Here is a 25,867-nt window from a genome sequence, read left to right as displayed (position 1 = left end):
TGTGTGACAGGCACAGGAGCGCCGAGTGCGCCCTTACCGGCGCGTTTTTTTGTCACGCACTCAGCGCAGTTGGCTGTCCTTGCTGCCGCGGCGGTTGTAACCGCTGAATTTGGCTTCCTGTTTGTCCCGTTCGGTTTGGCATTTGACGCACAACCTGACACCGGGCACGGCCTGCCGCCGCGCCTCGGGAATCTTCGCGTCGCATTCCTCACAGTGCGTTAGGCTCTCGCCCTGCCCCAGCCGACTGCGCGCTCGCTGCACAGCATCTTCGATGGTGCTGTCGATCTGTTCCTGAACCGCACCCTCATTCGCCCAACCCGTAGCCATCGCGACCTCCCAGCAAGCCAGGTCTAACAGTGTTCTAGCTTGGAACACCTGCCCCGGGCACCGTTCAGTAATGCGACTGGCTTGACCCGCATTTCCGAGCCTCCAAACGAAAAACCACCCGTCGATCCGTTGGCGTCAAATCGACGAACGGACCTCAGCGCCACATTGCATTGTCTATCCTTCCAGCCGATTGAACGGCAAGCCCACCACAGATGCTCTATCTCGGGACTTGCCTCGTCGAGGTCGTCCGCCGACCTTCTGTAAACACACCCCCAGGGAAGCGGTGATGCACACGAAGATCCTGCCGGCGCTGTTAATTGGCCTGAGCGGATGCGCCAGCCAGCCGGAAGTGCTTGAACGCGAAGTCGGCCAATTCGACCTGCGTCTCGGCACGACCCCCACCCGTAGCATGGCCCAAGGGCTGGTGAACCCGACGGCCGCCAGCACCTTCCGCGGCGGACTGGACCTGACTCACGACAGTGGCCTGTATGTCGGCCAGTGGGCGCCCAGCATGGGCATCATCGAGGGCAACCAGTTGGAGCTGGACAGCTACATCGGCTATGTCCAGCCCCGCTTCGACCAGGCGCCAGGCTACGAGCTGGGTGTGATCCGCTACAGCTTCCCCGAGCTGGACGGAGCGGATCATCACGAAGTCTATGCAGGCTTCAATCTGGCTGGCAGTCGGCTGGGTGGCGCGTTGAGCAGCCGACCGGGGCGCACCGACAGCACCCTGCTGCTGGAGCTGGGTGCCCTCAGCCCACTCGATCTGGACCTGCGCCTGAAATATGCCAGCCACTCGATGGACAGTCCGATGTACCACCCCGGTGGCAGTGTTGAAGTTTTTAATGACTGGTCGTTGAACCTGTCTCGCCCCTGGCTGGGCGTGCGCCTGGATCTTTCCTACACCGACTCGAGCCTTCGCGGCCGCGAGTGCGGCGTCTATTCGGGGCAGAACACCTATTGCGAGAGCTACTTCATGTTCAAGGCCGAGCGGTCGCTGTTCTAACGATGCTCCGATCAGCTTTGCTTGAAGCGCATCCTCGCGTGCCATACGGCGACAAGAAAGGCCGTGGCCGCAAAGCCATACAGCAGGCCAAGATTGCCGTCCTGATAGAGCCATGAGCCAAGTACCGGCCCGGTGGCCATGCCCATGAAGCGGAAGAAGTTGTAGCTGCCCACGGCGGTGGCGCGATTGTGCGGGTACAGGTCCATCAGCAGGCTGGTCTGCACCGGCAGCGAAAGGCCAAGGAACAGCCCGAACGCACTTACCGCGACCACCAGCGCCGCCAGCGACCACTGCGCAACCGCGAGAAACAGCAGCAGACTGAGCGCATTGAGTGCCGCGGTCGTCACCAGCACCGGACGGGGACGCCAGCGCCCCAACAGTCGCCCACCGGCGAAGCTGCCGATCACAACAGCAATCGACAGTGGCAGAAACACCAAGCCCTTTTCGCTGGCACTCAGCCCATAGCTGGCATCGAGCACGCGTGGCATGAACACCAGGTAGTTGTAGAACGCGTAGTACTGAACAAAGCTCAGCACCATGATCGCCAGGCCCTGGCGATTGCGCGCCACATCCAGGTACTCGCTGGGATGAAAGGCGCGAGGCGTGCCACCGGCCGGGCGGGTTTCCTGCAGCCAGATGGCGTTGCTCAGCAGCGCAACGCCACCGACCACCGCGAGCAGCAGAAATACGTAATGGAAGTCGACGTGCTCGCCAATGAAGCCGCCCACCACCGGGCCAACCACCGGCCCCAGCGCCACCATCATCTGGAACGAGCCCATCGCCCGAACACGCTCGGCGCCTTCGAATCGATCCCCGATCACCGTCACTGCCACCACCGCACCGGCAGCGATACCCACCGCCTGCAGCGCACGAAACACCAGCAGCGTCTCGATATTGGTCGAGAGAAAACAGCCGATGGACGCGCCGATGTAGCACGCCAGCCCCAGCAACAGGGTGCGCCTGCGGCCGCTTCGATCCACCAGCGGGCCGTAGACGATCTGCATGAACGCCAAAACGAAGGTGAAGATCGAAATGCTGAGGTTGATCAGCAGCGGCGTCGTCTGCAGCGCCTCGCCCAGCTCCGGCAGAATCGGTGCGTAGACCGTCTGCGTGAACGGGCCGAGAAAGGCGGCGAACGCCACCATGAAGGTCAGCAGGCGTGGGCTCATCGGATCTCCGCTAACTTGTAAAAACGAGGCCTGGCGGCGCACCCCGCCAGGCGGGATGGGTCACTCCTTGACCTGCATGTATTCCTCGGCCCAGACCATGTATTCCTCGGCGGTCGAGTATTTGACCGACAGCTGCGAGGCGTTGAGATCGGACGCATCGATCTGACGCTGCTCGCGCAGACAGTCGTAGGTCGCCTTGATCGCGGCAAAGTAGGCCGCATGACCGTTGACCACGATGCGCACGCCAAGCGCAGCCAGACGGGTGTTGTCGCGCAACTTGGGGTTGCCATAGGTCACCAGCATCAGCGGTACGCTGAGTTTTTCCGCGACCTGCTCCAGCTGCTCGAAATCCTCGATACCGACCAGGCAGATCCCATCGGCGCCAGCTGCCTCGTAGGCCTGCACGCGCGCGATCACCTCTTCCAGGCCGATCACACCCGCGTTGGTCCGCGCAATGATCGCGAGCTCCGGATCGATACGCGCCTCTAGCGCCGCACGGATCTTGCCGACCGCCTCGAACATGCCGATCAGGTCGGTGGACTTGCGCCCGAATTTGGCCGGCAGCAGCGTGTCTTCGATCGTCAGCGCCGCGATGCCGGCGCGCTCCAGCTCGACCACCGTGCGCATCACGTTCAGCGCGTTGCCATAGCCATGGTCGGCGTCGGCGATGATCGGCAGCCGTGATACGCGGCCGATGCGTGTCGCCTGCTCGACAAATTCACTCAGGGTGATCAGCGCAAAGTCCGGCGCGGCCAGGACCTGTAACGAGGCGACCGAGCCACCGAGAATGCCGACTTCGAATTCCAGATCGGCGGCGATACGCGCCGACATCGGGTCGAATACCGATGCAGTGTGGTAGCAGCGATCGGAGGCCAGCAGCCGACGAAACTCGCTGCGCAGGGTGTGATGAGAGATACGTTGCATGGGGGTTCCTGATGAATCGCACGCAAGGGTCGAGTCGCCCTTGTCTGTTCAGTGTTGGTAGTGGTACGGACGGCCTATTGCACGCCTCGGTGTTTCACAGTGCCGGACGCGGTTGTCGCCCTTGCACATACGCCATGACCAGCCCGCTGGCGATGATGATGGCCATGCCGACAATGGCGCCGAAATCCGGCGTATGTCCAAAGGCAACCAGGCCTACCACCCCAGCAAAGATGATCTGCGAATAGGTGAACGGTGCCAGCGCAGCGGCGCTGGCAAAGCGAAACGCATTGGTCAGCAACAGATGACCGCTCATGGCCATGGCACCAAGCCCGGCCATCATTAGCGCGTCATGCAGCGTTGGCGTCTGCCAGTTGAAGAAGACCAACACGCTCATCACCAGACCGCCAACCACGCTGGTGATGAAGTTGCTGGTGACCGGATGATCCGTGGCGCTGAGTCGACGGGTGATCAACTGATAAACCGTGAAGCTCAGCGCCGCGCCAAACGGCAACAAGATCGCCGGCGTGAACAAGGCTCCGCCCGGCCGCACGATGATCATCACGCCGATCAGCCCACAGCCGACCGCCAGCCATTGGGCACGACTGACCTGTTCGCCGAGCAAGGCGGACGCGATGGTAACCAGCAATGGGGTCAGGAAGATGACTGCAGTCGCTTCGGCCAGTGGGATGTAACTCAGACCGCTGATGAACAGCATGCTGACGCTGACCAGGCTCAGGCCACGGCAGATCTGCAGCTTCGGCCGCAGGGTATGAAACACACGACGCCCCATGTGTGGCGTGAACAGGGTGAGCATCAGCACCGTCTGCGCCATATAACGCGCCCAGATAACCAGAAACACGGGGTAGAGCTGCGTCAGATACTTGGACAGCCCGTCGTGACTGGCGAGCGTCAGGCAAGAAACCAGAATCAGCGACACGCCAAGCAGGGGCCGGTGAGAGTTATTCAATGAGGGAAACCGCGACAATAGGTAGCAAGCTATGAATTATGCCCATAAATCGCCATTTCGTCAGTGGTGACGTGAGCCGATCCGACCAGAAGAGGTGCGCCCCAGCCTGCCACGCAGGTTCATCTTCTGACTCGTCGATGCGTCTGCTGAACGTCGATTCGTGACCTGATCACGCAACTGTCATCCCGTCAGGCTGTAATGCGCTACGTCTGTCGGCGCCCGCTCCGCTCGCCCGACAATCGCGTATGATCGCCGCCCCCGTGCGAGCCTCGTTACCGGCCGCTTCAGTCCGAGTGTTGTTTTGATGTTCAAGATACGAGCGATGCAGGTGCGCGATATACCTGCGGTGATGTCGATTCAGGAAGAATCCTATGCTGCCGAAGTCCACGAGGACGAAGCGGTGATCCTCAACCGCCTAGCCGCCTGCCCGCAGCTGGCCTGGGTAGCCGAGGACGATCAGGGCGTTTGCGCCTATCTCTTCGCCTACCACTCACGGGTCGGCAAGGTGACGCCGCTGGATGGCGACTTCGAATCCCACGCCAAAGCCGACTGCCTGTATCTGCACGACCTTGCCGTATCCCGGCGGGCCAGTGGCCGGGGCATCGGGCCGGCGCTGGTGCAGAAGAACCTCGAGCAGGCGCGCACTCAGAAGCTGCGCTACTCGGCGCTGGTTTCGGTGCAGGAGTCCGAAGCCTTCTGGTCTCGCCTCGGCTATGCAGCGCACACGGAGCTGGAGCCGCCCCAAGCCAGCAACCTTGCCAGCTACCAGATACCCGCCGTCTATATGGTGCGGGCGCTGCACTGAGTGCACGTAGATGGTGCGACCTAGATACAGGCGCACCATAACAGGACAGTCTAAAGCCCCATTTTCATGCACGGACAACCTGCAGGCTGCGGGACGCTTCTGTTGTGGCGGGTTGGCAAGGGCCTTGCTCTGCTTGTGCCAATCGCACAACCGGAACTGCTCGCCATGCTGGTCATCCATCACCGCACCTCCCCGCAGGCCAATGCCGACGCCGAGCTGGAGTTGACCTTCGAAGCCCGTAGCAAATCGCGTCTGCGTTGCTTCTCCACCACAGGAGAAGATGTCGGCCTGTTCCTCGAGCGCGGCCAGCAACCGCTGCATGACGGCGAATGCCTGCGCGCCGAGGATGGCCGTGTCGTCCGTGTGCGGGCGCGCGCCGAACAGCTCCTTCATGTGACCTGCAGCAGCGCGTTCGAACTGACGCGCGCCGCCTATCACTTGGGCAATCGCCATGTGGCACTGCAGGTAGGCGACGGCTGGCTGAGGCTGCTCGACGACTACGTACTGAAAGACATGCTGGTGCAGCTGGGCGCCAGTGTCGAAGCCATCGAGTCGCCCTTCCAGCCCGAGCACGGCGCCTACGGGGGCGGCCATCATCACTCCCACTCAGGCGAAGCCGAGTTCAGCTACGCGCCACGTCTGCATCAGTTTGGTGTGCGCACGTGAATCCGGCTGCGTTCGCGTTGCTGCGGCTTGCCAGCCCGCAGTTGCCGATCGGTGGATACAGCTATTCGCAAGGCCTGGAAATGGCGGTCGAATGCGAGCGAGTACGCGACGAAGCCAGCGCCCGCCGTTGGCTGGGCGACCAGCTGTTATTGAATCTGGCGCGCTTTGAAGCGCCGCTGCTGCTAGCGCACTGCCAGGCGGCAGCTGCTGAAGACTGGACAGAACTCGAGCGACTTGCCGATTGCCATCGCGCCAGTCGCGAAACCCGTGAGCTACGGCTGGAAAGCCGGCAGATGGGCTATTCACTAAAGCAACTGCTGGACAATCTGCCCGAACTCGACGCCCCGGCCCGCGCTCTGTTTCAGCGCATCGACGAGCCCGGCCTCGCCCTTGGCTGGGCTCTGGCCGCACGTGCCTGGGGCATTGGCCCTGAGGATGCACTGACCGCCTGGCTTTGGGGCTGGCTGGAAAACCAGCTGGCGGTGCTGATGAAAACCCTGCCGCTCGGCCAGCAAGCGGCACAAAGCTTGACCTCCCAACTGCTGGTTACCCTGCAGCAGGCCCAGCGCGACGCAACCCTTATCGAGCCGGAGCACTGGGGCAGCGCCGCCTTTGGCCTGTCCCTGACGAGCATGGCGCATGAGCGCCAATACAGCCGGCTGTTCCGCTCATGAGCACCGCTTTCACAAGAGGAAACAGACGATGAACACCCAACCCCTGCGCATCGGCATCGGCGGGCCGGTCGGCTCCGGCAAGACTGCCCTGACCCTCGCCCTCTGCCTGGCCCTGCGCGAGCGCTACAACCTGGCCGTGGTCACCAACGACATCTACACCCAGGAAGACGCGCAATTTCTCGTACGCAACGAGGCCCTGGCGCCCGAGCGCATCATCGGCGTCGAGACTGGCGGTTGCCCGCACACCGCGATCCGCGAGGATGCTTCGATCAATCTGGAAGCCGTCGAACAGCTAAACCGGCGCTTCCCAGGGCTGGACCTGATCATCGTCGAGTCCGGTGGCGACAATCTGTCGGCCACCTTCAGTCCGGAGCTGTCGGACCTGACCATCTACGTGATCGACGTGTCGGCCGGCGACAAGCTGCCACGCAAGGGCGGGCCGGGCATCTGCAAATCCGATCTGCTGGTGATCAACAAGGTCGACCTGGCACCCATGGTCGGCGCCTCGCTGGAGGTCATGGACCGCGACACCCGCAAGATGCGCGGCGACAAGCCCTTCGTGTTCAGCAACCAGAAGGTTGGCCAGGGCCTCGACGAGATCATCGCCTTCATCGAAAAACAGGGAATGCTCAGTGCCGCCTGAACAACCGTATCAAACCAAAGGAGCTCTCATGAATCTGCGCAAACCGCTGCTCGCCGTTGGCCTGTTACTCAGCCCGGCAATGGCCTTCGCCCACCCAGGTCACGACCATGCCGGCGTACTGGCAGGCCTGGCCCATCCCGTGTTCGGACTCGACCACCTACTGGCCATGCTTGCCGTCGGCCTTTGGGCCGCACAGCAGCAAGGCACTGCTCGCTGGGCGTTGCCGCTGACCTTCGTTGTGACGATGCTGTTCGGCGGGCTGGCCGGTTTCGCCGGCTTCGAGATGCCGCTGATGGAAACCGGCATCGCCGGCTCCGTGCTGGCCCTCGGCTTGCTGGTTGCCCTGGCGGTGCGTCCGCCGCTGGCCATCGCCGCCGCGCTGACCGTCCTGTTCGCCGCCAGCCACGGCGTCGCACACGGCCTGGAACTGCCGGAGCTGTCCAGCCCGTGGGGTTATGCCGTCGGTTTCGTCGCCGCCACCGCCGCCCTGCATGCCGCCGGTTACGCGCTAGCGCGCTTTCTGCCGCAGGCCGCGGCGCCACTGGTACGCATCGCCGGTGCAGCCTCGGCATTCACCGGCGCCTGGCTACTGGCCAGCTGAGCGAGCCAACCGTGCGCCTCAGTGGTAGCGGCGTCGCAGCGCGACATTGAGGCGATCCACCACTTCGGCCCAATCGGCATCCTCCAGAATCTCCTCGCGCAGGAAAGCCGCCTGGGCCGGCGTCCAGAAAGATGCATCCGCCAGGTAGACGTCTTCGGCCAGGGGCGAGTGGGTTTCGATGAAGCGCCTGATCGAGCCATCGTCGTTGGGCAGGCCCAATTGCTCGAACAAGTTATGGAAGGCGTGGATCGACTGTTCCATGTTGAACCTCCGGAGCTAACGCGGGAATGAACGCCTTGAGTATCGCTCATTCCCGAAAAAGCGCCGGCAGTGCGTGTCGAATCAGCGGAACGGCGGCTCGTCGAAGCTGCGCAGCTTGCGCGAGTGCAGCGAGTTGAGCTGGGTGCGCAAGAGGTCGAGCGCGGCGATGCCGATCTTCAGGTGCTGGGTCACGGCGCGCTCATAGAAAGCGTTGGCCGAGCCTGGCAGCTTGATTTCGCTGTGCAGCGGCTTGTCCGACACGCAGAGCAGCGTCCCGTAAGGCACCCGCAGGCGATAGCCCTGAGCGGCGATGGTGCCGCTTTCCATGTCCACTGCGACCGCGCGGGAGAGGTTAATCAGCGGCCGCTCCTGAGCCCAGCGCAATTCCCAATTGCGATCATCGTAGGTCAGCACCGTACCGGTGCGCAGGCGCCGCTTGAGCGCTTCGCCCTGCTCACCAGTTACCTGCGCTGCCGCTTCCTGTAGCGCCTGCTGCACTTCCGCCAGCGCCGGCAGCGGGATATGCGGCGGCAGAACCCGGTCGAGAATCCCGTCACGGCGCATGTAGGCGTGGGCCAGCACGTAGTCGCCGATGGACTGCGATTGCCGCAGCCCGCCGCAGTGGCCGATCATCAACCAGCAATGGGGGCGCAGGACGGCCAGGTGATCGGTGATGTTCTTGGCATTCGATGGACCGACGCCGATGTTAACCAGGGTGACGCCATCGCCATCTTTGGCCTGCAGGTGATAGGCCGGCATCTGGTAGCGATGCCAGAGCACACCGCCAATGATCGCCTGGGCTTCGCCCTCCTCCATGCCGCGCTCGATGATGATGTTGCCCGGCAGCACCATGCGCACGAAACGGGTGTCGTCGCGCAGCATGTCGAGACCGTGACGAATGAACTGATCGACGTAGCGGTGGTAGTTGGTCAGCAGAATCCAGGGCTGCACGTGGCGCCAGTCGCTACCGGTGTAATGCACCAGCCGGCGCAGCGAGAAATCCACCCGCGCACCATCGAAGAGCGCCAGCGGGTAGGGATCGGCATGCTCCCAGTCATACAGGCCGTCGGCGATGTCATCGGTGGCGGCGGATAGATCGGTGCTGGGGAACACCCGCGCCAGTTCGGCGGCAGTCACACCGGTCCCGGCCAGTTCATCGCCCTGCTCGATCACATAGGGATAGGGAATGTTGCGTTCACTGATGCCCACCTCGACTTTGACGCCGAAGTCCTTGATCAGCGGTCGCAGCTGGTCAAGCAGGTAGCTGCGGAACGACGCCGGATGGGTCACGGTCACGCTGTAAACGCCCGGTGCCTGCACCTTGGCGTAGGCACGGGTGGAAGCCGGCACCTCGCCGTGGCATTCGTACGTAAGGCGCAATTCCGGATAGCGATACTCCGCGCGCTCGGCCGCGTCGGGCTCCTGACGCGTCTTGACGTAGCGCTTGAGCGCCTGATTCAGCGAGCGCGTGGCATGCTGGTGGAGCTCGGCAAGGTGGTCCACGGCCGCTTCTGCGCTGGTGGCAATGCGAAAAGTCTCGCCTGCTGGATTCATGGTGGGTTTCCTTGTTGATTCGTTGAAAACATCTTGCCTGCTGTTCGATGACAGCGGTAGCACCGCAGTGCTGCGATCATCGATCAGACGCGGCTATTCGCAGCGCCAGCGACTCCAGCCGCGCCTTCAATATCGCCAGGCTGGGCGCCGCAGTCAGGCTCAGACGCAGCGCATTCGGCGCGCCATGGCCGACCGCGAACACGGCCGCTGCAGCCGCTTCGATCCCCGCATCCCGGCACAGCTCCGGCAGACTTTGACCGTCTGCCAATTCCAGCCAGAGATGCGGCGAGGCATTTGACGAGGGAGACCCAAGCAGTTTCTGCGCCAGCCGCCAACGCCGGGTCATCTGCTCACGTTGCCAGGCCAGCCGACGCGCCGCGGTGCCGTCTTCAAGCCATTCGCAGCCAATCTGCAGGCATAGCGTCGATAAGGCCCAACTGGTCGCCTGCCGTTCCGGATCGATACGCGACAACCACTCGTCCGGCCCGGCAATAAAGCCCAGGCGCAACCCGGGCGCGACCGTCTTCGACAGACTGCTGATCAGCAGGGTGCGGCAGCCAGTGGTGGCTCGTCGCCAAGTGCGCCGTAGATATCATCTTCGATGATCAGCAGGCCTCGCCGTCGCGCCACGGCGGCGATAGCCTCGCGGCGCTGCGTATCCATGCTCACGGCGGTCGGGTTCTGCATGCACGGCGTCAGGACGGCCACGCGTGCCGAGGTCGCGCGGGCCAGGCGGTCGAGATCGTCCGGCAGAATGCCGAACTCGTCCATTGCGACCCCGTGCAGCGGCAGTCGTAACTGACGCCCGGCGGCCTTGATACCGGGGGAGGTCAGGGCTTCGACCAGTACCGGCTCGCCTGGCTCGCACAATCCGATCAGCGCAGCGAAAACGCCCTGCTGCGCCCCGGCACAAAGCATCACCTGCTGCGGCGGGATTTCGAGCGTCCGACCACGCAACCAGCCGCTCACTGCCAGCTGGCCACGCTGCAGACTGCGCGCCGAGGGATAACCTTGCAGGCTCGCCAGCTCACCCATCGCGCATAGTGACGCGATGCTGCGCTGCATGTCGTCATCGTCGGGGTCGAGGACCGGCAGGTTGGTCGACAGGTCGACCAGTTCCGGATGAGCCTCCGGCGTCTTCAGCCGGAACAGGCTGGCCTCGCGGCTGCCGGCGAGCACATAAGTACCACGCCCTACCTCGCCACCGACGAGATGCCGACGCGCCGCTTCGCGGTAGGCCTGCATTGCCGTGCTGGGGTTGAGGCCGAGCGCCCAGGCCAGCCGCCGCTGCGGCGGCAGTCGATCCCCAGGCCGCAGCTCGCCACGTGCAATGGCCGATGCAATGGCATCGACCAGCGCCAGGTAGCGCGGTAGGTCATCAGATTCGAGTTTGGGTAACCACATTGTTTGCCATGCAATATAAATATTTACCCATACAATGCCCGCCACCTAGGATCGACGTCAAACCCGCCAAGGAGCCGTCGATGTTCGATCTACAGCAACTGCGTCAGGCAGCCGAACTGATTCACCAGAGCGTCCCGCCAACCCCGCAATACGCGTGGCCGCTGCTGGCCGAACGGCTTGGCTGCCAAGTCTGGGTCAAGCACGAGAACCACACGCCAGCCGGTGCTTTCAAGGTGCGCGGCGGTGTGCTCTATATCCATGAGCTGATCAAGCGTGAACCGCGCTTGCCGGGCCTCGTCACCGCAACCCGTGGCAATCACGGCATCAGCCTGGCGATGGCCGCACGCAACGCAGGTTTACGCCTGCAGGTTCTGGTGCCTGAAGGCAACTCGGCGGAAAAGAACGCCGCCATGCGTGCATGTGGTGCTCGGGTCGTCGAGTACGGTCGCGACTTCGATACCGCCCGCCAGCGCGCCGCGGAGCTGGCTGAGGCCAACGGCTGGCATTTTGTCCCATCCCTGCATCCGGACCTGATCAAAGGTGTCGCCACCTATGCGCTGGTATTCCTCGAAGCGGTGCCGTACCTGCGACGGGTTTATGTGCCCATCGGGCTTGGCTCAGGCATCTGCGGGATGATCCGAACCCGCGACCTGCTGGGTCTGAACACGGAGATCATCGGCGTGGTGTCCAGCGCTGCCGATGCCTATGCACAGAGCTTCGAGCAAGGCCGCATCGTCTGTACGGAAACAGCGAACACCTTTGCCGATGGGATGGCATGCCGCATCCCGTCGCCGGACGCTCTGGAGATCATTCGCAAAGGCGCGGCGCGCATCGTGCGCGTCGATGACGCCGAAATCCGTCAGGCCATCGTCGCCTTCCACGAAGACACCCATAACCTTGCCGAAGGCGCCGGCGCTGCCGCGCTGGCCGCCGCGATGCAGGAGCGCGAACACAACCGTGGCGAGCGCATTGGAGTGGTGCTCAGTGGTACCAACATCGACCGCGACGTGTTGGCAGGGATTCTGGCTGAGCCGCGCCAAGCGGCTGGCCAGAACGTCTGAACCTCACTCGGTAAACGGCGCACTGCGCGCCAGCAGCGCGCTGATGTCGAGGCCGCGCGGCAGCGTGCCGAAGGCCCGGCCGTTGCCCGCCAGGCGGCTGGCGATGAACGCATCCGAGACTTTATCGTTACCCGCTTCAAGCAGCAGCTTGGCCTGCAGCGCGACGGCTACGTCTTCGGTGAGCTGACGCGCGCGGTACTGGATGTCGCCTTTATCGGTAAAAGCCGTTTGCAGCCCTTTGATGTGATGCTGCAGACGCACATCGCCATGACCGTCGCCCAGCTCGGCGAACAGTACTTCCAGCACACCAGCCTCCTTGGAAAGCGCACGCAGGACATCCAGGCACTGCACATTGCCTGAGCCTTCCCAGATGGAGTTCACCGGCGCTTCGCGGTAGAGCCGCGGCATGATCGTCTCCTCAACGTAGCCGGCGCCGCCGAGGCATTCGCTGGCTTCGGCGACCATTTCCGGGGCGCGTTTGCAGATCCAGTACTTGCCGATCGCCGTGACCAGCCGGGCGAACTTCTCCTCCTGTTCGTCGAACGGATTGTCCAGCGCGCGACCCATGCGCATGGTCAGCGCCAGCGCAGCCTCGCTCTCCAACGCCAGGTCGGCCAACACGTTCTGCATCAGCGGTTGTTCAATCAAGGCACGACCACCCACCTGCCTATGCGTGCAATGGTGCATGGCCTGGGTCAGCGCTTGGCGCATCAATGAGCTGGAGCCGATCATGCAATCAAAACGGGTCGAGGAGACCATCTCGATGATGGTCGGCACACCGCGCCCCTCCTCACCGATCATCCAGGCCAGTGCGCTGCGGTATTCGACTTCGCTGGATGCATTCGACCAGTTGCCCAGTTTGTTTTTCAGCCGCTGGATATAGAACTGGTTACGGCTGCCATCGGGTCTATGCCGCGGCAGAAGGAAGCACGACAAGCCTTGTTCGGTCTGCGCCAGGGTCAGGAAGGCATCACACATCGGCGCCGAACAGAACCACTTGTGCCCGACCAGCTCGTACTCCTGGCCTGGCCCGCGCGCCCCGACGGCATGTGCACGAGTGGTGTTGGCGCGCACGTCGGTGCCGCCCTGTTTTTCGGTCATGGCCATGCCGATGGTGACGCCGCTTTTCTGCTCCATCGGCAGGTTGCGTGGGTCGTATTCCCGGCTAAGGATCTTTGGCAGCCAGACGTCGGCAATCCCAGGCTGCTGTCGCAGGGCGGGAACGCTGGCGTAGGTCATGGTCAACGGGCAGCTGCTGCCGGCCTCGGCCTGATTGTGCAAATACATCAAACCGGCACGCACCACCTGGGCGCCGGATTGCGGATCGGTCCAGGGCAGTGACGGGATGCCATGGGCAATTGCGGCACTCATCAGCTGGTGATAAGCCGGATGAAACTCCACCAGATCAATGCGGTGTCCGTAGCGGTCATGGCTCTTGAACACCGGCTTGTTCTCGTTGGCCAGAAACCCGGCAGCCATCAGCGGCCCACCGGCCAACGCGCCGTAAGCATCCAGCCGCGATTCGGCCCAGCCGCCCCGGTATCGCCTCACCCAATCCTGAAGCGGCAGGTCGAGACGGTACAGGTTGGCACCGTCCAATGGCGGGACCTGATTCAGCACCTCGTGGGTTTCGGCGTATTGCAGCAGGCTCATATCGGGTCTCCTCGGCAGATGCGGCAAGGGGCCCGACGGCATGCAACTAGGGATTAGCGATACTCACCGCTGTCACCGCGAATGAATCGCCGGGCCGATGCGGGGCACCGGCTGGTGGCACCCACCAAAGAAGTGAAGCACGCAGGTATGCCGGGCAAAAGTGAGGTTTCGGCCAAAAGTCTGCGCGTAGCAAGGGCGAAACAGGCCGCAGCCTTAGGCGCAGGCGCTCAGCGTTGCACCTTCAGGTCAGCTCTACCGGTAGTAATACCTGGAAGCGGCTGCCGCGACCCGGTTCGGATTGGCAGGAGACCGTTCCGCCCTGCAACTCAACCAGCTGTTTGCATAGAGACAGGCCAATTCCCAGCCCACCGTACTGGCGAGTCATGCTGCCATCGAGTTGACGGAAATACTCGAATAGCGAGTCATCGACCGGAGCGTCGAACCCCACTCCGGTATCGATCACCGTTACATCCAGCATGTAACCGGGCGCGGCCTCGTATCCGTTGACCGAAAGCGTGACGCCCCCGCGCAAGGTGAACTTGATGGCGTTGTCGAGCAGGTAGCCCAGGCTCTGTTTCAGCTTGCCGCCGTCACCAGCCAGTATTTCCGGTAGCTGACCATCGAGTTCGAGATCGAAGCTCAACCCGCGCGTTGCAGCCCGCGCGCCGTACTCCGCATAAAGCTCATCGGCCAACAGCCGCAAGCTGAACGGCGCGTTGCGCACCCGCAGCTTGCCCGCCTGCAGTTCAGTCAAGGCGAGAATGTCGTTGACCAGTTGCATCATGTCGCGCGCCGACCCGCTTGCGATGCGCTGGTACTGCTCTAGCTCACCACTCAGTTCCAGGGTACGCATCAGGTCGAGACTGCCGATCACGCCGTGCATCGGAGTTCGTAATTCGTGGGTGACGTTGGCGAGGAACTGATCCTTGAGACGGTTGCTCTCGGCCAGTTCGCGGTTCATGGCTTCGAGTTTACGCCCGGTATCCATGAGCACCTGGGCACGCTCTTCCTTCATCATGTTGATCCGGTCGGCCAGGGCCAACGACAACAGCGCCACCTCGAGCGCCGAGCCGATCTGGCCGGCATACATGGTGATGAAGTTATGCGGCAGGTAACCCAGGACCATCAGCGTGTTGATCTGCCCGCCGATGAGAAAGGCCGACCAGGCGATCAAGAAATAGCGCGCAACGCGCATCCCTCGATGCCAGGCCACAATGGCGGCGACGAAAATAACCAGAATGAACCAGAGTGCAAGGAAGGTCGCCATCCGCAGCGCCAGCGCGTAACTGGAGGTCAGCGATACGATCATCGTCACCGCCCCCAGCCCCATCAGCAGCATCAGGGCACGGTCGATCCAGGGGCTGTGCTCGCTCGTATGCAGAAAGCTGCGCGCGAACTGACAGCCGAACAGACCCGCCGCACCGATGAGAAATGGCGTCGATGCATTGGCCCACCACGCCCAGTTCGGCCAGAGATACTGAACGCCGAGACCGTTCACCGATACCTGATATAGGCCGAACGAAGCGATGTAGAGGATGTAATAGAGGTAGCTGCGATCGCGGACGCTGAGGTAGATGAACAGGTTGTAGAACAGCATCACCAGCAACACGCCGTAGATGATCGCCAGCACATAGATGTGCCCGGATTGTTCTTCCAGGTAGGCCACCGGCGACCAAAGGGTGAGCGGGATCTGAATCGAGCCCTGACTTTCCAACCGCAGGTAGATTCGCTGTGGCTGGTTAGGCGCTAGCTGCAGGTCGAACAGATGATTGCGTTGCCTGATCTGGCGCTCATGGAACGGCAATGCGTCGCCGCTCTGCTGCGCAAGGCGATAACCACCGCGCCCATCCGGCAGATAGAGGTCGAGATGGTCGAGCGGCGGATACGCCAGTTCCAGCCACCAGCGGCTGTGTTCGGCTGGCGGCTCGGCACGGTAGTTCAGATCGATACGCAGCCAGAACGCCGAGCGTGAGTAACCAGCATTGAGCACATCCTCATCGCTCTCGACGAAGCGCCCCGCGGCATCGAGCGCGACCACGTCTGCGATGGTGGCTTCGCGGCTGGGGTCCTCCAGCACCGCCATGACCTGGCCGAGTGGAAGACGCTGGGTATTGCTGTTGAGCTCGACGGCACCCGACATCGCTGGCAGCAGGGCGAGCAGTAAAAGAAGAATATGGTGCATGGGGAGGCAATCCGTCGAGCTGCGCCAGAAGAACCCCCCGTTCTCCCGAATACACACAGCCGAAGCTAAGTGCTGGCACTTTAACATGGTTCTGGCGCCACAGAACCGACGCCATGCGTGCCACCGGACGGACGTACGCGGCGGCAACCGCGAGCCGTGCCGGCGCGAGCTGCCCGGGAGGATTGGTGATAAGCTCGCACGCCATGAAAATCCGGCTGCGCCTAGCCTCGGCCGGACCCACCACACCATGACTCGGGGAACCCATCGATGTCCGGCCATTGCTCCCGCCCTGTCGTTCTTTGCCTTTCCGGCCACGACCCGAGTGGCGGGGCTGGGCTACAAGCCGACATCGAAGCGCTGATCGCCCAGGGCTGTCACGCCGCCCCGGCGGTCACTGCACTGACCGTTCAGGACACCGTCAACGTCACCGACTTTCGCGTGCTCGATCGCGAGTGGGTGCTGGCTCAGGCTGACGCCGTCATAGCCGACTTGCCAGTAGCCGCAGTCAAACTGGGCATGCTCGGCTCGGTTGAGATGGTCGAGACCGTATTGGAAATCATGCAGAAGCTGCCTGGCATCCCTCTGGTCTGTGATCCGGTGCTGCGCGCCGGCGGCGGCGGCGCGCTGGGCAAGGACGAAGTCGGCTACGCAATGCGCGAACGGCTATTTCCAGTATCTACCATAGCCACGCCGAACCTGCCTGAAGCACGGATTCTTGCCGAGCTTCCGGAAGGCAGCGCCGATGAATGCGCGGAAAAGCTGTTGCCCTTCATCCGCCACCTGCTGATCACCGGAGGCCATGGCGACGAGACCGAAGTCCACAACCGACTCTACTCGCGCGATGGCAGCCGCTACGATTTCAGCTGCCAGCGCCTGCCCGGCAGCTATCACGGGTCCGGCTGCACCCTGGCCAGTGCGTTATCCGGAAGGCTGGCGCTGGGCGAGGACCTGGCCAGCGCGGTGAAATCCGCCCTCGATTACACCTGGCGCACCCTGCGTGACGCCGAAGCACCAGGCCGTGGCCAATATATTCCACGACGCCTACCGCTGGATCTGGCCTGACCGGAGCGCTGCCATGAAAGACACCAAACTGCGCGGGCTCTACGCGATCACCGACAGCAAGCTCTTGGCCGACGGGCGGCTGCTGCCCTATGCCGAGGCGGCGCTCAAAGGCGGTGCTCGGCTGCTGCAATACCGCGACAAGTCCGAGGATGACAGACGGCGTCTGCGCGAGGCCGAGGCCTTGCGCGAACTTTGCGATCGTCACGGCGCCCAGTTGATCATCAACGATGATGCCGAGCTTGCCGCCCGCCTGGGCGTCGGCCTGCATCTCGGCCAGGAAGACGGATCGCTCTCAGCGGCCCGCGCCCTGCTCGGCCGCAAGGCCATCATTGGAGCGACCTGTCATGCGCGCCTGGATCTGGCTGAGCAGGCCATCCGTGAGGGCGCCAGCTATATCGCGTTTGGCCGGTTCTTCGACTCCAACACCAAGCCCGGCGCGCCCTCGGCAACGCCTGAACTGCTGGCAGAGGCCCGACAGCGGTTCAGCGTGCCGATCACCGCGATTGGCGGCGTGACGCTGGACAATGCGCCAGGCCTGATCGCCAAGGGCGCCAGTCTGATCGCCGTCGTCCACGCCTTGTTCGCTGCCGATTCGGCGAACGAGGTCGAACGCCGCGCGCGGGCCTTCAGCGAACTCTTCACTATTAATTGAACACGGCACGGCTCCAGCCGCCGTGCTCCTCAAACCTATTCCTGTATCGAGAGAGGCACTATGTCCCGTTCCGAAACCCTCTTCGCAAGTGCTCAGAACCGAATTCCAGGCGGCGTGAACTCACCGGTACGCGCCTTCCGCAGCGTTGGCGGCACGCCGTTATTCTTCAAGCACGCCGAAGGCGCCTATGTCACCGACGAAGATGACAATCGCTACGTAGATTACGTCGGTTCCTGGGGCCCGATGATTCTGGGGCACAGCCATCCTGACGTACTCGACGCGGTCCGCAATCAGCTGCAACACGGATTGTCCTACGGTGCACCGACCGCCATGGAAACCGAAATGGCCGAGCTGGTCTGCAGCCTGGTGCCGTCCATGGAAATGATGCGCATGGTCAGCTCCGGCACCGAGGCGACCATGAGCGCGATCCGCCTGGCACGTGGCTATACCGGACGTGACAGCATCATCAAGTTCGAAGGCTGCTACCACGGCCACTCCGACAGCCTGCTGGTCAAGGCAGGCTCAGGTGCCCTGACCCAAGGCGTTCCCAGTTCTGCGGGGGTACCGGCAGCATTCGCCAAGCACACCCTGACGCTGCCCTTCAACGACCTGGCCGCTGTCGAGCAGATGCTCGCCGAAGTGGGCAGCGAAGTGGCCTGCATCATCGTCGAGCCGGTCGCAGGCAACATGAACTGCGTACCGCCTGCGCCCGGTTATTTACAGGGGCTGCGCGAGCAGTGCGACAAACACGGCGTGGTGCTTATCTTCGATGAAGTGATGACCGGCTTCCGCGTCGCCCTCGGCGGCGCTCAGGCCCATTACGGCGTTACCCCGGACCTGACCACCTTTGGCAAGATCATTGGCGGCGGCATGCCGGTCGGCTGTTTCGGCGGCAAGCGCGCCATCATGGAGCGCATCGCCCCGCTGGGCCCGGTTTATCAGGCCGGCACCTTGTCAGGTAACCCGTTGGCGATGGCGGCCGGCTTGACGACGCTGAAGCTGATCAAACGCCCCGGTTTTCATGAGGAGCTCACCGCTTACACCACGCGTATGCTGCAGGGCCTGAAAGAGCGGGCTGAAGCCGCCGGCATCCCGTTCGTCACCACCCAGGTGGGCGGCATGTTCGGTCTGTATTTCAGCGAAGCGGATAACATCGTCACGTTCGACGACGTAATGACCAGCGACGCCGAGCGCTTCAAACGTTTCTTCCATCTGATGCTTGAGGGCGGCGTGTACCTGGCGCCCAGCGCGTTCGAAGCCGGCTTCACCTCCATCGTTCATGGCGACAAGGAGTTGCAGATCACCCTGGATGCCGCCGAGCACGCCTTCGCTCAGCTGAAATGAACCTGATCCCCGACCTACTACAAGCCGTGCTGCTGACCCTGACGGGGTTGGCGAGCGCCATCTGGATCGGCAGCGCCCGGCGCGGCTACGGCGAGCCGGATCAACCGGCTCTGTTCTCGGCACTGCTTGCGTTCACTCTGGCGGCCGGGACAGGTGCATGCGCGGCGGCACGCCTAGCGTTAGGTGCTGATACGCTCGAAGCGGAACGCTGGCTGCTGCAGGCAACCTTGCTGCTTGGCTTGCCGCTCGTCGGCGTAGTCGCGCTGACTCTGTCGCGCAGATGGATCTGGAGCCGCCCCACCTGGGGCCGTGTAGTGATTGGGTTGTGTGCGTTTTTTGAACTGGCCAGGCAGCTGGGCTGGAGCGCGCCGTATGCGCTTTCGCTGGGTTTGCTGAGCGCTCTGCTGGTGGCTTATGCAGGCTTGCTGCAATGGCCTGCACGCCTGCAGGCCGCGGCGGGGTTGGCTGGCGGCGTTTTACTCATGGCTCTGCTCCCCTGGGCTGGGCTGCTGCTCAGCTCCAACCCGCTGCAGGCCTATCAGCAGCTGTGGCTGGCACTGGCCATTCCGATCATCGCCTGGCTATTGCTCCATCTACCCGGGAATATGCGAGAACAAAGCCCTGCGCCCACATAAAAAGCTGCAAGCCTGCCGTTAAAGCCTTTGTAAGCAGGCCACCGCTTATCCATAATGTGACAGTCGGCTCGTTTCACGCCGAACCTTTCAGTCACCGCCCTGATCTTCGAGGCGCCTTGATTCATGACTTGCACCGGTCGCAGCCTCACTCTTGGCTGCCTGCTGCTACTCACTCCCCTGCTGGGCATGGCGGGCGGCAACTCGCTGCTGATCCCTGCCACTTCCCGCTGCGCGCTCAACACCGTCCCGGAAGCGATGAACGAAGCGCTGCGCGCCTGCGAACACGCCGCCAATGGGGGTGACCTGCAGGCGGCCTATGAGCTCGGTGACTATTACTACAACGGCCGGCGCGTTCCACGTGACCTGGCCAAAGCGCTTCACTGGTTCGAGCAGGCCTCGCTGAAGGGACACGCATTGGCCCAGCATCGACTCGGCGTGATGTTCTTTCGCGGTGAAGGGGTGCCCGCCAACAACGTCCAGGCTTACGTTGTGTTGAAGATGTCAGCGGTCAATGGCGAAGAAGAAGCGCTGGATACTGCCGATCGTGTCTCGGCGCAGATGGGCCGTGAGGAGCACGAAATCGCGACTCAGGTTCTCGGGCAGATCTTTCGCGACTATCTGATGGACCTGCAGACGGCGGGCGAATAGCGCGCTGCCAGCTAATGCGTACTCCGACTGGCCTCAATGTCACCAAACCCGCCTGTTTTCCCTTGCGACTCATGGCTTGAGGCGGGCCTTTGCGCTTGCGCTTTTATCGCCCACGCCCTGGCCGTATAATCGCCGGTCATTTTTTGCACAACGCCGGCCCGTAACATGACCCGCAAGCTCTATATCGAAACCCACGGTTGCCAGATGAACGAGTACGACAGCTCGCGCATGGTTGACCTGCTGGGTGAGCAGCAACCTCTGGAGATCACTTCAAATCCGGCGGAAGCCGATGTGATCCTGCTCAACACCTGCTCGATTCGTGAAAAGGCCCAGGAGAAGGTGTTCTCGCAACTGGGCCGCTGGCGGGAGCTCAAGCTTGAAAACCCGCAGCTGGTGATCGGTGTCGGCGGCTGCGTTGCCAGCCAGGAAGGCGCGGCGATCCGTGACCGGGCGCCCTATGTCGATGTGGTCTTCGGTCCGCAGACGCTGCACCGCCTACCCGAAATGATCGATGCAGCGCGCACGACGAAGAAACCGCAGGTCGACATTTCGTTTCCCGAGATCGAGAAATTTGACCGCTTGCCCGAGCCGCGTGTCGACGGCCCGACCGCGTTCGTCTCGGTCATGGAAGGCTGCAGCAAATACTGCACGTTCTGCGTGGTGCCTTACACCCGTGGCGAAGAAGTCAGCCGTCCGTTCGACGATGTGCTTGCCGAAGTCATTCACCTGGCCGAAAACGGCGTTCGGGAAGTCACATTGCTCGGACAGAACGTCAACGGCTACCGCGGCGCTACCCATGACGGCCGCACCGCCGATCTGGCCGAACTGATCCGCGTGGTCGCGGCAGTCGATGGCATCGACCGCATCCGCTACACCACCAGCCACCCATTGGAATTCTCCGATGCCCTGATCCAGGCTCATGCCGAAGTGCCGGAGCTGGTGAAGTATCTGCATCTGCCGGTTCAGTCGGGTTCGGATCGGGTGCTGGCCGGGATGAAGCGAAACCACACCGCGCTCGAATACAAGTCACGCATCCGCAAGCTCAAGGCCGCCGTACCGGACATCCTGATCAGCTCTGACTTCATCGTTGGCTTCCCAGGCGAAACCGAGAAGGACTTCGAGCAGACCATGAAGCTGATCGAGGACGTTGGTTTCGACTTCTCCTACTCCTTTGTCTACAGCTCGCGGCCGGGCACGCCAGCAGCGGATCTGGTCGACGAAACCCCAGACGACGTGAAGAAGCAGCGCCTGTCGATCCTGCAACAGCGGATCAACCAACAGGGCTTCGAGAACAGCCGACGGATGGCGGGCACGCAGCAGCGCATTCTCGTCACGGACTACTCTAAGAAAGACCCAGGCATGCTACAGGGTCGTACCGAGCACAACCGGATCGTCAATTTCCGTTGCGACAATCCTCGGTTAATCGGACAGTTTGTCGACGTGCACATCGACGAAGCGCTGCCGCACTCGTTGCGCGGCACGCTGCTGGAGCCGGTCGTTAGCTGAGCACCGCGTTACTGCGGCCGATAGCCGAATGAGCTGCAGCCGCAGTAACGCAACGGCTCGCCACGACCGGCATGCCGCTGCTTTTTTCTTCACGCGGCGCTATTCTCCTCCCATCTTTTTGCAAAGCAGGTCAACTAAAAGCCCTTGAACGCCCCCACAGAACCTCATCGTTTTACCCTCGAACCCTTTGAAGCCAATCGCTTTGCCAATCTCTGCGGTCAGTTCGACGAGCATCTGCGCCTCATCGAACAACGCCTGGATCTGGAAATCCGCAATCGTGGTAACCAATTCGAGTTGGTCGGCCCGAGCGATGTGGCCCAAGCTGCAGAGCATCTCCTGCGACGCCTGTATCGCGAGACCAAGAGCATTGAGCTCTCGCCAGACACGGTTCATTTGTTCCTGCAGGAGTCGGCAATGGAAGAGTTGAACAACTCGTCCACGACCCCGAACATTTCGTTGCGCACCCGCAAAGGCAACATCCGTCCACGCGGCGTCAATCAGCAGCGCTACGTGCAGTCGATCCTCGACAACGACATCAACTTCGGTATCGGCCCGGCCGGCACGGGCAAGACTTACCTGGCAGTCGCCTGCGCCGTCGATGCACTGGAGCGCGAGCAGATTCGCCGCATTCTGCTGGTACGTCCGGCAGTCGAGGCCGGTGAAAAGCTCGGCTTCCTGCCCGGCGATCTGGCCCAGAAGATCGACCCTTACTTGCGCCCCTTGTATGACGCGCTCTACGAAATGCTCGGTTTCGAGCAGGTCGCTAAACTGATCGAGAAGCAGGTCATCGAGATCGCACCGCTGGCGTACATGCGTGGGCGCACGCTGAACAACAGCTTCATCATCCTCGATGAGAGCCAGAACACCACCCTCGAGCAGATGAAGATGTTTCTGACCCGCATCGGCTTCGGCTCGACAGCGGTGATCACCGGCGATATCACGCAGGTCGACCTGCCTCGTGGCACCAAGAGCGGTCTGGCCCACGTGATCGAAGTCCTGAAGGACGTCAACGGCATCAGCTTCACACATTTCAAACCCAAGGACGTGGTACGCCATCCGCTGGTACAGCGAATTGTCGAAGCCTATGAGGCATTCGAGGGCGACCAGGCACAGAACGGCAATCGCACGCTTCAGGAACATGGACGTGATTGAGCTCGACCTGCAATGCGAAAGCCAGGGAGCCATCCCGTCCGAAGCGGACCTGCGTCGCTGGTGCGAGCTGGGGCTGCGCCAGCGCACGGCCGACTCCGAGCTGACCATCCGCCTGGTGGACGAACCCGAAGGCCGCGAGCTGAACCGGACATGGCGCCAGAAGGATTACGCCACCAACGTGCTGTCCTTTCCGGCCGAAGTGCCAGACGGATTGCTGGACATTCCGCTGCTGGGCGATCTGGTGATCTGCGTGCCGGTGCTTGAGCGGGAGGCGGCAGAACAAGGCAAGACACTGCAGGCGCACTGGGCGCATCTGGTCATCCATGGCTGTCTGCACCTGCTCGGCTACGATCATATCGATGACGACGAAGCCGAGGAAATGGAGAGCATCGAGCGTCAACTGTTGGCGGAGCTGGGTCACACCGATCCTTACGCCGACGAATAGCCCGCTACGGGCAACTGCAAGGACCATTGAGTCAAAGACATGAGCGAAGACCGATCGAGCAACGGGCAGAAGTCCTGGTTTGGGAAAATCAGCCAGGCTTTTGCCCATGAGCCGAAAAATCGTGAGGAGCTGCTGGAAGTATTGCGCGGCGCCCACCAGAACAAACTACTCGACAACGAAGCCCTGGCGATTGTCGAAGGCGCCATCCAGGTCGCCGATCTGCAGGTGCGCGACATCATGGTGCCGCGCTCGCAGGTAATGAGCATCAGGGCCGACCAGTCGCCGAAGGAGTTTCTCCCCGCGATCATTTCCGCAGCGCACTCGCGCTATCCGGTAGTGGGCGACAGCCTCGACGAAGTTATCGGCGTGCTGCTGGCCAAGGACTTGCTACCGCTGATCCTGCAAAACGATCAGCAGAATTTCGACATCAAGGACCTGCTGCGCCCCGCCACCTTCGTGCCCGAATCCAAACGCCTCAACGTGCTGCTGCGCGAGTTCCGCGCCAATCACAGTCATATGGCGATCGTCATCGACGAGTACGGCGGTGTCGCCGGACTGGTGACCATCGAAGACGTACTCGAACAGATTGTTGGTGATATCGAGGACGAGCACGACATCGAAGAAGACAGCTACATCCGGCCACTGCCCAGCGGCGACTTCCTGGTCAAGGCGCTGACACCGATCGACAGCTTCAACGAGTTCTTCCAGAGCGAATTTCCGGATGAAGAATTCGATACTGTTGCTGGGCTGGTGATGAGCACCTTCGGCCATCTGCCCAAGCGTAACGAGGTGACTGAGATAAATGGCTTCCGCTTCCGCGTACTGAACGCCGACAGTCGCCGCGTGCATATGCTGCGCCTGACCCGTACCGAAGCTGAAAGCCGCTAGCGTTCTGCGGGGCGCTGTTGCACTGGCTTAGATAGATCCTTTTAGCATCCACCCGCCGCGCACCCTCGATGCTCGCGGCGGTTACCCAAGGAACATCCATGCGCTGGATTACCCGCCCCGGCTGGCTGGGCAACCTGTTGGCGCTCGCCGCCGGCGCCCTGACAACGCTGTCGCTTGCCCCTTTCGATATCTGGCCGCTGGCCTTGGTGTCGATGGGTCTGATTTATCTGGGCCTGCGAGAGCTGACGCCGAAACAGGCGGCCGGTCGCGGCTGGTGCTACGGCTTCGGCCTGTTCGCCTCCGGCGTCAGCTGGGTTTACGTGAGCATTCACGACTTTGGCTCGGCTCCGCCTGTCTTGGCCGGTGCGCTGACCTTGGGCTTCGTCGCCGGGCTGGCACTGTTCTTCCTGTTGCTTGGCTGGGCCTGGGCCCGCTGGCTGCGACAACCGACGGCGCCCCTGCTCAACGCTCTGCTGTTCGCTGCGCTCTGGCTCGCCCTGGACGCACTGCGCGGCTGGGTACTGACGGGTTTCCCATGGCTTTATGCCGGTTATAGCCAACTGCAAGGGCCGTTAGCGGGGCTTGCGCCGCTCGGTGGCGTCTGGTTGCTGACCTTTGCGCTCGCATTGACCGCATCACTGCTGGTCGAGCTACCCCAGCTTCTGCGTCACAAGGCATCGCTGGCCGGAGCATCGCTGCTCGTAGTGGCCCTCTGGGGCGGCGCACTGGGCTTAGGCAACCACACCTGGACAACCGCAAAAGCCGAACCAATCACCGTCGCCGCGATGCAGGGCAACGTCGCGCAAAGCATCAAATGGGACCCGAAAAAGCTCGAGATGCAGCTCCTGCTCTACCGCGACATGACCTTCCGCAGCCAACCTGCCGATCTCATCGTCTGGCCGGAGACCGCAGTGCCGATACTCAAGGAGCACGCTGAAGGCTACCTGACGATGATGAGCCGCTTTGCCCAGGACCGGCAGTCAGCCTTGATCACCGGCGTTCCGGTACGCCAGCCCAATGCCGACGGCGAGCTGCGCTACTACAACGGCCTAACCACGGCGGGCGACGCGCAAGGTACCTACCTGAAGCAGAAGCTGGTGCCGTTCGGTGAATACGTGCCGTTGCAAGACGTCTTGCGCGGGCTGATTGCCTTTTTCGACCTGCCGATGTCGGACTTCGCGCGTGGCACGCCTGAGCAGCTGCTGTTGCAGGCGAAGGGGTTTCAGATTGCGCCGTTCATTTGCTACGAAGTGGTCTACCCGGAGTTTGCCGCCAGCCTCGCAGCGCAAAGCGACATCTTACTCACCGTCAGCAACGATGCCTGGTTCGGCCACTCGATAGGCCCGCTGCAACATCTGCAGATGGCGCAGATGCGAGCCCTTGAAGCCGGTCGCTGGATGATTCGCGCCACCAACAATGGCGTCACGGTGCTGATCGACCCGCACGGTCGCATCGTCGAGCAAATCCCGGCGTTCAAGGAAGCGGTGCTATACGGTGAAGTCACGCCCATGCAGGGATTGACGCCCTATCTGCAATGGCGCTCCTGGCCGCTGATCGTCGTCTGTGTGTTGTTGCTCGGCTGGGGCCTGGTGCGCCGTCGGCGGGGCTGATGTAAGGCGCGGGCACTGACAGCCAACG

At 62.5% G+C, this 25,867-nt stretch carries 25 protein-coding genes and 1 pseudogene; 17 read left to right on the top strand and 9 right to left on the bottom strand.

What is annotated here, in order from left to right; all coding sequences use genetic code 11:
- Positions 1–60: 60 nt before the first annotated feature.
- Positions 61–327: a DksA/TraR family C4-type zinc finger protein gene (locus RT21_RS04555; RefSeq protein WP_045424134.1), complete on the bottom strand. Its 267-nt coding sequence runs from the start codon at positions 325–327 to the stop codon at positions 61–63.
- A 286-nt stretch (positions 328–613) separates the two neighbouring features.
- On the opposite strand from RT21_RS04555, the gene RT21_RS04550 reads away from it, so the two are divergent.
- A complete protein-coding gene (locus tag RT21_RS04550) occupies positions 614–1,333 on the top strand; it encodes a TorF family putative porin (protein WP_046161795.1) in 720 nt (239 codons plus the stop codon).
- An 11-nt stretch (positions 1,334–1,344) separates the two neighbouring features.
- On the opposite strand, the gene RT21_RS04545 is transcribed toward RT21_RS04550, so the two are convergent.
- From RT21_RS04545 to RT21_RS04535, 3 genes are all read right to left on the bottom strand, one after another.
- On the bottom strand, positions 1,345–2,502 hold the full coding sequence (locus RT21_RS04545) for an MFS transporter (RefSeq protein WP_046161794.1): 1,158 nt from the start codon (positions 2,500–2,502) through the stop codon (positions 1,345–1,347).
- 60 nt (positions 2,503–2,562) lie between these two features.
- Complete coding sequence (locus RT21_RS04540) at positions 2,563–3,426, bottom strand: isocitrate lyase/PEP mutase family protein (RefSeq protein ID WP_046161793.1); 864 nt, start codon at positions 3,424–3,426, stop codon at positions 2,563–2,565.
- A gap of 94 nt (positions 3,427–3,520) precedes the next feature.
- On the bottom strand, positions 3,521–4,393 hold the full coding sequence (locus RT21_RS04535) for a DMT family transporter (protein WP_046161792.1): 873 nt from the start codon (positions 4,391–4,393) through the stop codon (positions 3,521–3,523).
- 322 nt (positions 4,394–4,715) lie between these two features.
- Here RT21_RS04535 and RT21_RS04530 point away from each other — a divergent pair, with 322 nt between their 5' ends.
- The 5 genes from RT21_RS04530 (at position 4,716) to RT21_RS04510 (ending at position 7,782) form a co-directional block, all read left to right on the top strand.
- Complete coding sequence (locus RT21_RS04530; RefSeq protein ID WP_046161791.1) at positions 4,716–5,198, top strand: GNAT family N-acetyltransferase; 483 nt, start codon at positions 4,716–4,718, stop codon at positions 5,196–5,198.
- A gap of 165 nt (positions 5,199–5,363) precedes the next feature.
- Positions 5,364–5,864 (top strand): urease accessory protein UreE, encoded by a 501-nt coding sequence (ureE, locus tag RT21_RS04525; protein ID WP_046161846.1) that lies wholly within the window; start codon positions 5,364–5,366, stop codon positions 5,862–5,864.
- Positions 5,861–6,538 (top strand): urease accessory protein UreF, encoded by a 678-nt coding sequence (locus RT21_RS04520; protein ID WP_046161790.1) that lies wholly within the window; start codon positions 5,861–5,863, stop codon positions 6,536–6,538. Before ureE ends, RT21_RS04520 begins: the two co-directional genes overlap by 4 nt.
- Before the next feature lie 28 nt (positions 6,539–6,566).
- Positions 6,567–7,181, top strand: coding sequence for an urease accessory protein UreG (ureG, locus tag RT21_RS04515; protein ID WP_045424108.1), 615 nt, complete (start codon positions 6,567–6,569; stop codon positions 7,179–7,181).
- A 28-nt stretch (positions 7,182–7,209) separates the two neighbouring features.
- Positions 7,210–7,782 (top strand): HupE/UreJ family protein, encoded by a 573-nt coding sequence (locus RT21_RS04510; RefSeq protein ID WP_046161789.1) that lies wholly within the window; start codon positions 7,210–7,212, stop codon positions 7,780–7,782.
- 18 nt (positions 7,783–7,800) lie between these two features.
- Here RT21_RS04510 and RT21_RS04505 read toward each other — a convergent pair whose 3' ends face one another.
- From RT21_RS04505 to RT21_RS04495, 3 genes and pseudogenes are all read right to left on the bottom strand, one after another.
- Positions 7,801–8,043 (bottom strand): DUF2789 domain-containing protein, encoded by a 243-nt coding sequence (locus RT21_RS04505; RefSeq protein ID WP_045424103.1) that lies wholly within the window; start codon positions 8,041–8,043, stop codon positions 7,801–7,803.
- A gap of 81 nt (positions 8,044–8,124) precedes the next feature.
- Positions 8,125–9,597, bottom strand: coding sequence for an AMP nucleosidase (amn, locus tag RT21_RS04500; RefSeq protein ID WP_046161788.1), 1,473 nt, complete (start codon positions 9,595–9,597; stop codon positions 8,125–8,127).
- Positions 9,598–9,673: 76 nt separating this feature from the next.
- Positions 9,674–11,001: pseudogene (locus RT21_RS04495) on the bottom strand (PLP-dependent aminotransferase family protein).
- A gap of 80 nt (positions 11,002–11,081) precedes the next feature.
- Here RT21_RS04495 and RT21_RS04490 point away from each other — a divergent pair.
- Positions 11,082–12,062 (top strand): threonine dehydratase, encoded by a 981-nt coding sequence (locus tag RT21_RS04490; protein WP_046161787.1) that lies wholly within the window; start codon positions 11,082–11,084, stop codon positions 12,060–12,062.
- A 3-nt stretch (positions 12,063–12,065) separates the two neighbouring features.
- Here the strand turns inward: RT21_RS04490 and RT21_RS04485 are convergent, their stop codons facing one another.
- On the bottom strand, positions 12,066–13,715 hold the full coding sequence (locus RT21_RS04485) for an acyl-CoA dehydrogenase family protein (protein WP_046161786.1): 1,650 nt from the start codon (positions 13,713–13,715) through the stop codon (positions 12,066–12,068).
- 241 nt (positions 13,716–13,956) lie between these two features.
- The gene (locus RT21_RS04480; protein ID WP_046161785.1) at positions 13,957–15,897 is read right to left on the bottom strand and encodes a sensor histidine kinase; all 1,941 of its coding nucleotides are present in this window, start codon (positions 15,895–15,897) and stop codon (positions 13,957–13,959) included.
- A gap of 267 nt (positions 15,898–16,164) precedes the next feature.
- Between RT21_RS04480 and RT21_RS04475 the strand changes: the two genes are divergently transcribed.
- The 10 genes from RT21_RS04475 (at position 16,165) to lnt (ending at position 25,839) form a co-directional block, all read left to right on the top strand.
- Positions 16,165–16,959, top strand: a complete 795-nt coding sequence (locus RT21_RS04475) for a hydroxymethylpyrimidine/phosphomethylpyrimidine kinase (RefSeq protein ID WP_045424087.1) — start codon at positions 16,165–16,167, stop codon at positions 16,957–16,959.
- A 13-nt stretch (positions 16,960–16,972) separates the two neighbouring features.
- Positions 16,973–17,611, top strand: coding sequence for a thiamine phosphate synthase (gene thiE, locus RT21_RS04470; RefSeq protein WP_046161784.1), 639 nt, complete (start codon positions 16,973–16,975; stop codon positions 17,609–17,611).
- Between the two features lie 60 nt (positions 17,612–17,671).
- Entirely contained in the window at positions 17,672–18,955 is a 1,284-nt protein-coding gene (hemL, locus tag RT21_RS04465; RefSeq protein WP_046161783.1) for a glutamate-1-semialdehyde 2,1-aminomutase, read from the top strand.
- Positions 18,952–19,590 (top strand): hypothetical protein, encoded by a 639-nt coding sequence (locus tag RT21_RS04460; protein ID WP_046161782.1) that lies wholly within the window; start codon positions 18,952–18,954, stop codon positions 19,588–19,590. The genes hemL and RT21_RS04460 overlap by 4 nt, the downstream gene beginning before the upstream one ends.
- Positions 19,591–19,713: 123 nt before the next feature.
- A complete protein-coding gene (locus RT21_RS04455) occupies positions 19,714–20,238 on the top strand; it encodes a tetratricopeptide repeat protein (protein ID WP_046161781.1) in 525 nt (174 codons plus the stop codon).
- 165 nt (positions 20,239–20,403) lie between these two features.
- Positions 20,404–21,744, top strand: coding sequence for a tRNA (N6-isopentenyl adenosine(37)-C2)-methylthiotransferase MiaB (miaB, locus tag RT21_RS04450; RefSeq protein ID WP_046161780.1), 1,341 nt, complete (start codon positions 20,404–20,406; stop codon positions 21,742–21,744).
- 144 nt (positions 21,745–21,888) lie between these two features.
- Entirely contained in the window at positions 21,889–22,896 is a 1,008-nt protein-coding gene (locus RT21_RS04445) for a PhoH family protein (protein ID WP_045424072.1), read from the top strand.
- Complete coding sequence (ybeY, locus tag RT21_RS04440; RefSeq protein WP_177327048.1) at positions 22,883–23,341, top strand: rRNA maturation RNase YbeY; 459 nt, start codon at positions 22,883–22,885, stop codon at positions 23,339–23,341. The genes RT21_RS04445 and ybeY overlap by 14 nt, the downstream gene beginning before the upstream one ends.
- Before the next feature lie 39 nt (positions 23,342–23,380).
- Positions 23,381–24,229, top strand: coding sequence for an HlyC/CorC family transporter (locus tag RT21_RS04435; RefSeq protein WP_045424070.1), 849 nt, complete (start codon positions 23,381–23,383; stop codon positions 24,227–24,229).
- A gap of 98 nt (positions 24,230–24,327) precedes the next feature.
- Positions 24,328–25,839: an apolipoprotein N-acyltransferase gene (lnt, locus tag RT21_RS04430; RefSeq protein WP_046161779.1), complete on the top strand. Its 1,512-nt coding sequence runs from the start codon at positions 24,328–24,330 to the stop codon at positions 25,837–25,839.
- Positions 25,840–25,867: the final 28 nt, after the last annotated feature.

This window comes from Pseudomonas sp. 10B238 (assembly GCF_000970615.1).
Taxonomy (GTDB): domain Bacteria; phylum Pseudomonadota; class Gammaproteobacteria; order Pseudomonadales; family Pseudomonadaceae; genus Stutzerimonas.
This window is presented reverse-complemented; position numbering and strand designations above follow the sequence as displayed.